Origin of the sequence: Polaromonas sp., from assembly GCF_039932935.1 — a bacterium.
GTDB lineage: Bacteria > Pseudomonadota > Gammaproteobacteria > Burkholderiales > Burkholderiaceae_C > Polaromonas.
In genome coordinates, this window is record NZ_JBDTPB010000138.1 from 1 (window position 1) to 6,518 (window position 6,518).

Consider the following 6,518-nt stretch of genomic DNA (forward strand, 5'->3'; position numbering starts at 1 on the left):
TTGGAAGTCCCATGTTTAAATTGACCAGCCTCAACCTCAACGGTATCCGCTCCGCAGCCAGCAAAGGGCTGCTGGACTGGGTTGCGCAGTCCATGCCGGATTGTATTTGCGTGCAGGAGCTCAAGGCCCAGGCGGCCGACATGGCCGGCCGGTTTGAGGAGATCGCCGGCATGAAAGGCTATTTTCAGTTCGCCGAGAAAAAAGGCTACTCGGGCGTAGGCGTGTACACGCGCCACGAACCCAGCGATGTGATCGTGGGCTATGGGTCCACCGAATTCGACGCCGAAGGGCGCTATGTAGAGCTGCGTTTTGACAACCCCGCGCGGAAACAAAGCCCCAAACTTTCGATCATCAGCTGCTATTTCCCGAGCGGCTCATCAGGTGAAGAACGCCAGGCCGCCAAGTTCCGTTTCCTGGCCGAGTTTTACCCACGCCTGCTGGGCCTGAAGGAAACGCGCGACTTTGTGCTGTGCGGCGACGTCAACATTGCCCACCAGGAAATCGACTTGAAGAACTACAAGGGCAACAAGAAAAACAGCGGCTTCCTGCCCGAAGAGCGCGCGTGGATGACCGAATTGCTGCGTGACGCAGAGCTGGCCAATGAGGCTGCGCAGGAACTGACAGAACGCACGGCCCCTTCAGTCAAGGGCGGCGGCATCGTTGACGTGTACCGCAAGCTGCAGCCGACCGCAACGGATGCAGCCTACACCTGGTGGAGCAACCGTGGACAGGCCTATGCGAAAAACGTGGGATGGCGACTGGACTACCACCTGGCCACGCCCGCCTTCGCAGCGCTGGCACGCAGCGAGCACATCTACAAGGAACAGCGCTTTTCGGACCACGCACCCATGAGTGTGGATTACGAGTTTTCGCTGTAACCAACCCCGTCCAGGCTCACTCCGTGTAGCCTGTCCCCCCTCAAGGGGGCAGGCGCCTGCGGTCTGGCGAAGCCAGTCCCGCGGCCCCCACTGGCAGTGCCCAAAGAACTCTCCAACCCAGCATGAGCCGCAGGACCGGCTTTGCCGGACTGCAGGCGGGCGGCCCCCTCGGGGGGCAGCGACCCACACGAAGTGGGGGAGCGTGGGGGCTAACCTTGCCCTGCCCAGATGCGCTGGATTTGGGTGGACAGCTCCATAGGGTCAAATGGCTTGGGGATAACCTCCAGCGCGCCCAGGCTCTTGTACACCGCGACTTCGGCGGCCTGCACCTTGGCCGTCATGAAAATGACCGGTGTGTTGGCAGTCGCCGGCAACTCGCGCAGGCCTTTGAGCGTGGTGGGACCGTCCATGCCGGGCATCATGACGTCCAGCAGCAACAGGTCGGCGGCGGCGCCCGGGGCGGCGTTCAACGCCTCCTGGCCGGACGCGCAGGCGATCACGGTAAACCCCCCCACGGCTTGCAGCGCCATTTCGGCCACCATGCGGATATCCGGCTCGTCTTCGACATACAAAATGCGGGTCAGTGGTTTGGTCATGGCTTAGCTCAGGGGTTGGGATCGGGTTGGGCCGGGGTCACCGGGAATCTGGAGCACACGCTGGATTGTATTGAGCAGTTCGCTGTTGGACGTATGGGCCTTGACCAGCACGGCATCGGCCTGCCTGCCGTCCGCCGGGTCCACGTCACCGGCCGAGAACACGATCACCGGCGGCCGTGGGTCCAGGCTGTCGATGTCTTCAAACAAGTCCCAGCCCGATTGGCTGCCCAGCGACAGGTCCAGCAGTATCAGGTCAAACGGATGGTCGCGCAGGCGGGCACGGGCTTCATCGAGGTTGGAGGCAAATTCAAAGGAGGCGAAATCCTGCGCGATGGCGGCCGTAATTTGCTGAATGTCCTGGTCGTCCTCGACATGCAGAATGCGCGGCTTGCCCGAATCCAGGCTGACAACCGCCCGGCGCAAGCTGTTGATCAGTAATTGCTCGTCGATCGGCTTTTTAAGCCAGTCGGACACCGTATGCGGCTTGCGGTTGAACTGCAACTGGCCCTGCTCGGCCATGGCCGAGATCACGACCACGGGCAGGTGCCGGGTTCTTTCATCTTCACGCAGCATGCCAATGAAGGCCACGCCGTTCTGCCCGGGCAATTTCAGGTCCACGGTCACCGCATCATAGGTGTGGCTGGAAAGGCAGGTCAGGGCCTGCTCCGCGCTGTGCGTCATGTCCGAGTCAAAGCCGGCCTTGCTCAGCATCATGCTGATCAGCCTGGCCACGTCAGGATCGGCCTCGCAGATCAGGATACGGGGGCGAGTGGAAACCGGCTGCTGCATCCGCACGGGCTGCAGCAGAGGCACCGGATTGGTCCATTCCGGAATTTCAAAGAAGAACGTCGTCCCCACCCCTACTGCGCTGGTAAAGCCGATGGTGCCGTCCATCTTCTCGACCAGGGCGCGGGAAATATTCAGGCCCAACCCGGTTCCGCCTTTCTGGCGTGTGTCGGAAGAATCGGCCTGTGAGAATTTCTGGAAGATACGGCCGCGGAACTCTTCGGGAATGCCCGGGCCGACGTCGACCACCTCGGCCCGCACTTGCTGCCCCAAGCGCGAAAGCCTGACCTCTACCGGACTGCCCGCCGGAGAAAATTTCACGGCGTTGGACAGCAGGTTGGTCAGCACCTGCGTCATGCGGTCGGCGTCAATGCGCACCTGCAGCGGTTCGTCAGGTGCCAGCATGACGAGGTTCACGCGGTGCTGGGCGGCAAAGCCTTCGTTGGCAGCCAGCGCCTGCTGCACCAACTCCCGCAGGTCTACCACCTGCAAATCCAGGCGCAGCTTGCCGGATTCGATTTTTTCGCTGTCCAGAATGTCGTTGATCAGGCGGATCAGGCGCTCGCAGTTGCTTTTGGCGATCCCCACCAGGCTTTTCACCGCTTCAGGCAGCTCCCCGGCCACGCCGCCAGAGATCAGCCCCAGCGAGCCCCGTATGGACGTCAGTGGCGTGCGCAGCTCATGGCTGACGGTCGACACGAACTCGGTCTTCATGCGGTCGATGCGCCTGAGCTCGGTGATGTCGGTGCCCATTGAAAAAAATCCGATGACCTTGTCCTTTGCACTACCCTCGCCGTAGCGGGGGAAATACTGCATCGCGAAGTGCTTGCGTTCGCCCTCCGGCGTCACCTGGGTCCGCTCGTAGCGGACCGGCTTGCCGCTCAACACTTCTTCCACTTTCTCCCGAACGGACTCATAGACCTGCGCACCCAGAACCTCGGCCAGGGGATGCCCATCGATCTGCTCAAAGCTCAGGCCGAAAGCAGCTTCGTAGGCGCGGTTGTGAAAGCGAAAGCGCTGCTCCGTGTCGAGATAGGCAATCAGGGCCGGCACCGTATCTGTAATCTGGCGCAACTGGGACTCGCTCGACCGCAAGGCTTTGCTCACGCGCTTGCTCTCGGTAATGTCATGCATCAGTGCGGTGAAAAGGCGGCGGCCGCCGACCTGCACGTCGCTGAACGACACGCTGACCGAGAACTCGGTGCCATCCTTGCGCATGGCGCGCACTTCCTGCCCGGATATCCGGAAAGTTTCCGGCTGCTCCCGCATCAGGGAAGTGAAATCCTTGTACTGGGAACGAAACCGCTGCGGCACCAGCTCTGATACGTCCCGGCCCACCAGCTCGCTTTTCTCGTAGCCAAAGAGCTGCACAGCCGCCGCGTTGGCCTCCAGAACAATGTCATCGGATGTGGTGGTGATCACGGTTTCGACCATTCCCTCAGTAATGCTGCGGCTCATCACCTCACTGTCATGCAATTGCGCCTCGCTGCGTTTTCGCATTTTTTCGTAATGATTGACCACATAGACCATCCAGGCCAGCATGCAGACAAACAGCAGGTTGCCCGCGATGATGAAGCCCTGAGCCCATTGGGCGCTACGCTCTGCCACGGCCTGCGCGTCGCGCCACTTGGAGACCTCGCGATTGCGCGCGCCGTCCAGCAACTCGTCGGTACGCAGCCTCAATTGCCGGCTGGGAGCACTGCCCAGAACAGCCGCCGCCGCTTCCGGGCCGCCCGCCTTGCGCGCCGCAATGGACTCGTTCGCGATCAAGCCGCGCTGGTTGATCAATTCGTCGAAATCCGCCGACTCCTGCAACACGTTGGCGCTGCGCGTGCGTGCTCTGACCGCACGCAAGTCAACGCGCGCACGTTCAAAGGCCTCCAGGTCCTGGGGGCTGCCGCTCAAGAGGTATTGCCGCAGCGTGGATTCCGCCGTCCGCAGGCTGGAGTCGACACGCTCCAGCATGACCAGCGTGTCTTCCGTGCGCACCCTGGATTGCGCCGTTTCGATCAGGCGGCTGATGGTGAGATACGAGGCTGCGCTGACAATGGCCATCAGTACGAGGCCCGCGGCCAGCGCAATTTTGATCTTGACCAGAAAAGCAGTGGAAGAAAACATGAATGCCTTTCGATCTGGTCGCGCTGAAGTCAGGCCGCACCGGGAAAGCGCTGCTGAAGTGCTTCAACAGCCTTGCCCACTTCAGCTTGCGCCTCGGGTGAAAGCGGTTTGCCCGCGCTCGCGTGAGGTTCTATCAGCAGCTCCAGGGCCTGAGCGGCCAGGCCCAGTTCGCGCCAGCCGAAAGTCGCCGCGGACCCAGCCAGACTGTGCGCATGGCGCTCCAGCGTCGGCAAGGCTTGAGCCACATCGTCGCCATTGAGAATTTGCTGCCACAGTGACAGCAACTGCTCAAGGCGATTGGGCAAGGCGCGGGTGTAATCGGCGCGTTGCGCCTCCAGAAATGCCAGCAGTGCCGGATTGGTCTGCGTCATGGCGCGCAGAACGAGCGCACCTGTCGGTCGCAAAAAAGTGCGTTACCGCCAAGCCAGCCGTCCGTTCGGGCCGGCACGGCTTTGGCCGGCAAATGGCGCGCATTGGGGGGCGCACTTGCAGGGAGCCACATCGTGAGATGAAAACGCATGCGGCTTATCTTACGGTGCAGCAGCCAAAATGCAGCGTAGGACAAGTACGAGGTCTGGCTCAAGACCGTGCCGCCCAACTGCTGCTGTCGGGCCAGGTTGAGGCCATTCAGGGAATGGTTCGACCATTTTGGCGGCGAAAAAGCCTTTTACTCGCCCAAATGAATACCTTCGAACTAATGCGGTGGCTTGCCTTAAGACGCTGGATCGGCTGCCCGCCCCAAGGCGGCGATCACGTCCGACTGGGTAATAATGCCCACCAGCCGCTCGCCGTCCCCGATGATGGGGATGTGATGGTGGCCGGTGCTGCCGAACAGCGGCACCAACTCCACAAGACGGCGCTGCATACCGGCCACCCGCACATTGCGGGTCATGATCTGACCCACCACTTCAGGCTTTTCCGAGTAAACACTGCGTGTGCTGCGCACCAGCTGCCTGAGCTTGGCATCAAACCCTTCATACAGATCCAGTTCCGCAGCGCGCATGAAATCAGCCTGCGTGACGATGCCGGCGATCCGAAAGCTGCGGTCCACCACCGGAAGCGCCTTGATGCGGTGCTCCCGGAGCAAGGCCCAGGCCTCCTGGAGCGGGGTGCCAAACTCGACGGTCACCAGGTCGCGCGACATGACGTCGGCGCAGCGAACTTCGGCCAGCTTGCGGTCGTAGGCGCGCAGCCGGGTTTCGGCCAACAGCGCCTTGAGGTCGTCACGGCTGACGTCGAGCACCTGGTTGTAGCGTGCCAGCACGGCATCCAGGTCAACATCGAGCTGGCGGTCACTGGCCGGCGCGCCAGGGGGCGTCAGCTGCATGTGCGGATAGGTCCGGCGCGTGGCGTTGTTGTAGGCAATGCCGACGGCCACCAGCAACACCGAGTTGAGCATGACGGGATAAAAAGCAAACAACGGGTCGGAGACACCACCCAGCACCATCATCAGTGCCGTGGCCCCACCCGGCGGGTGCAGGCAGCGCAGCGCCAGCATCAGCGCAATGGCCGTCGCAACGCCCAGCGCGGCCGCGAGCTCCGGAGAGCCCAGCAGGTGGACGCCATGCACGCCGGCAATGCCGGCGAGGGCCGACAGGGTGTTGCCGCCCACCACATCCCAGGGCTGCGCCATCGGGCTGGCCGGCACGGCATAAACCAGCACGGCACTGGCGCCCAAGGGCGCAACCAGCCAGGGCAGGCCGGGAACCATGCCACCGGCCAGATGGCATAACAGCGCCGTCACGAAAATGCCCAGCAACGACCCGATGACGATGCGCAGGCGCTCGCGCGTGTTGATGCGGGTGCGCGCGGGCCGAAAAGCCCGCCACCAGGCAGGCGTGTAATAAAACGCCGTGGCCTTGGCGCCGCCACGAGAAAGATTGCGCGGAGGGGTTGGGGTCATGAGCACACCATAGACAAGGATGGGGAGGCAGGCACGGACGGTGAAACCATGTTCTCGCCGACCAGTTCCTGAAGCCTTCTGGCTAGACGTGCTGCCGAAGACAGTGGCGAGGCACGACAAGATTCGCCACAACGACGCCCACAGGGCTTTAGGAGCGGGTCAGCCGCGGGCGCGTTGGTAGAGGCCCTGGACCTTGGGCACGTTGGCTTGTAGCTGCTGGATGCGCTGGGGACCTGA

The 6,518-nt window shown here is 62.4% G+C and carries 5 protein-coding genes; 1 reads left to right on the plus strand and 4 read right to left on the minus strand.

Annotation, left to right across the window (positions count from 1 at the left end; genetic code table 11):
* Positions 1-11: 11 nt before the first annotated feature.
* On the plus strand, positions 12-878 hold the full coding sequence (locus ABI546_RS20440; RefSeq protein WP_348049668.1) for an exodeoxyribonuclease III: 867 nt from the start codon (positions 12-14) through the stop codon (positions 876-878).
* Positions 879-1,087: 209 nt separating this feature from the next.
* Here the strand turns inward: ABI546_RS20440 and ABI546_RS20445 are convergent, their stop codons facing one another.
* The 4 genes from ABI546_RS20445 to ABI546_RS20460 all read right to left on the minus strand — a co-directional run bounded on the left by ABI546_RS20445 (position 1,088) and on the right by ABI546_RS20460 (position 6,281).
* Positions 1,088-1,474, minus strand: coding sequence for a response regulator (locus ABI546_RS20445; protein ID WP_348049670.1), 387 nt, complete (start codon positions 1,472-1,474; stop codon positions 1,088-1,090).
* Positions 1,475-1,477: 3 nt separating this feature from the next.
* Positions 1,478-4,378 (minus strand): PAS domain S-box protein, encoded by a 2,901-nt coding sequence (locus ABI546_RS20450; RefSeq protein WP_348049672.1) that lies wholly within the window; start codon positions 4,376-4,378, stop codon positions 1,478-1,480.
* Positions 4,379-4,407: 29 nt separating this feature from the next.
* On the minus strand, positions 4,408-4,749 hold the full coding sequence (locus ABI546_RS20455; RefSeq protein ID WP_348049674.1) for an Hpt domain-containing protein: 342 nt from the start codon (positions 4,747-4,749) through the stop codon (positions 4,408-4,410).
* A gap of 341 nt (positions 4,750-5,090) precedes the next feature.
* Positions 5,091-6,281 carry an HPP family protein gene (locus ABI546_RS20460; protein WP_348049676.1) on the minus strand — a complete coding sequence of 397 codons (1,191 nt, stop codon included), beginning with the start codon at positions 6,279-6,281 and terminating at the stop codon, positions 5,091-5,093.
* Between the last annotated feature and the right edge of the window lie 237 nt (positions 6,282-6,518).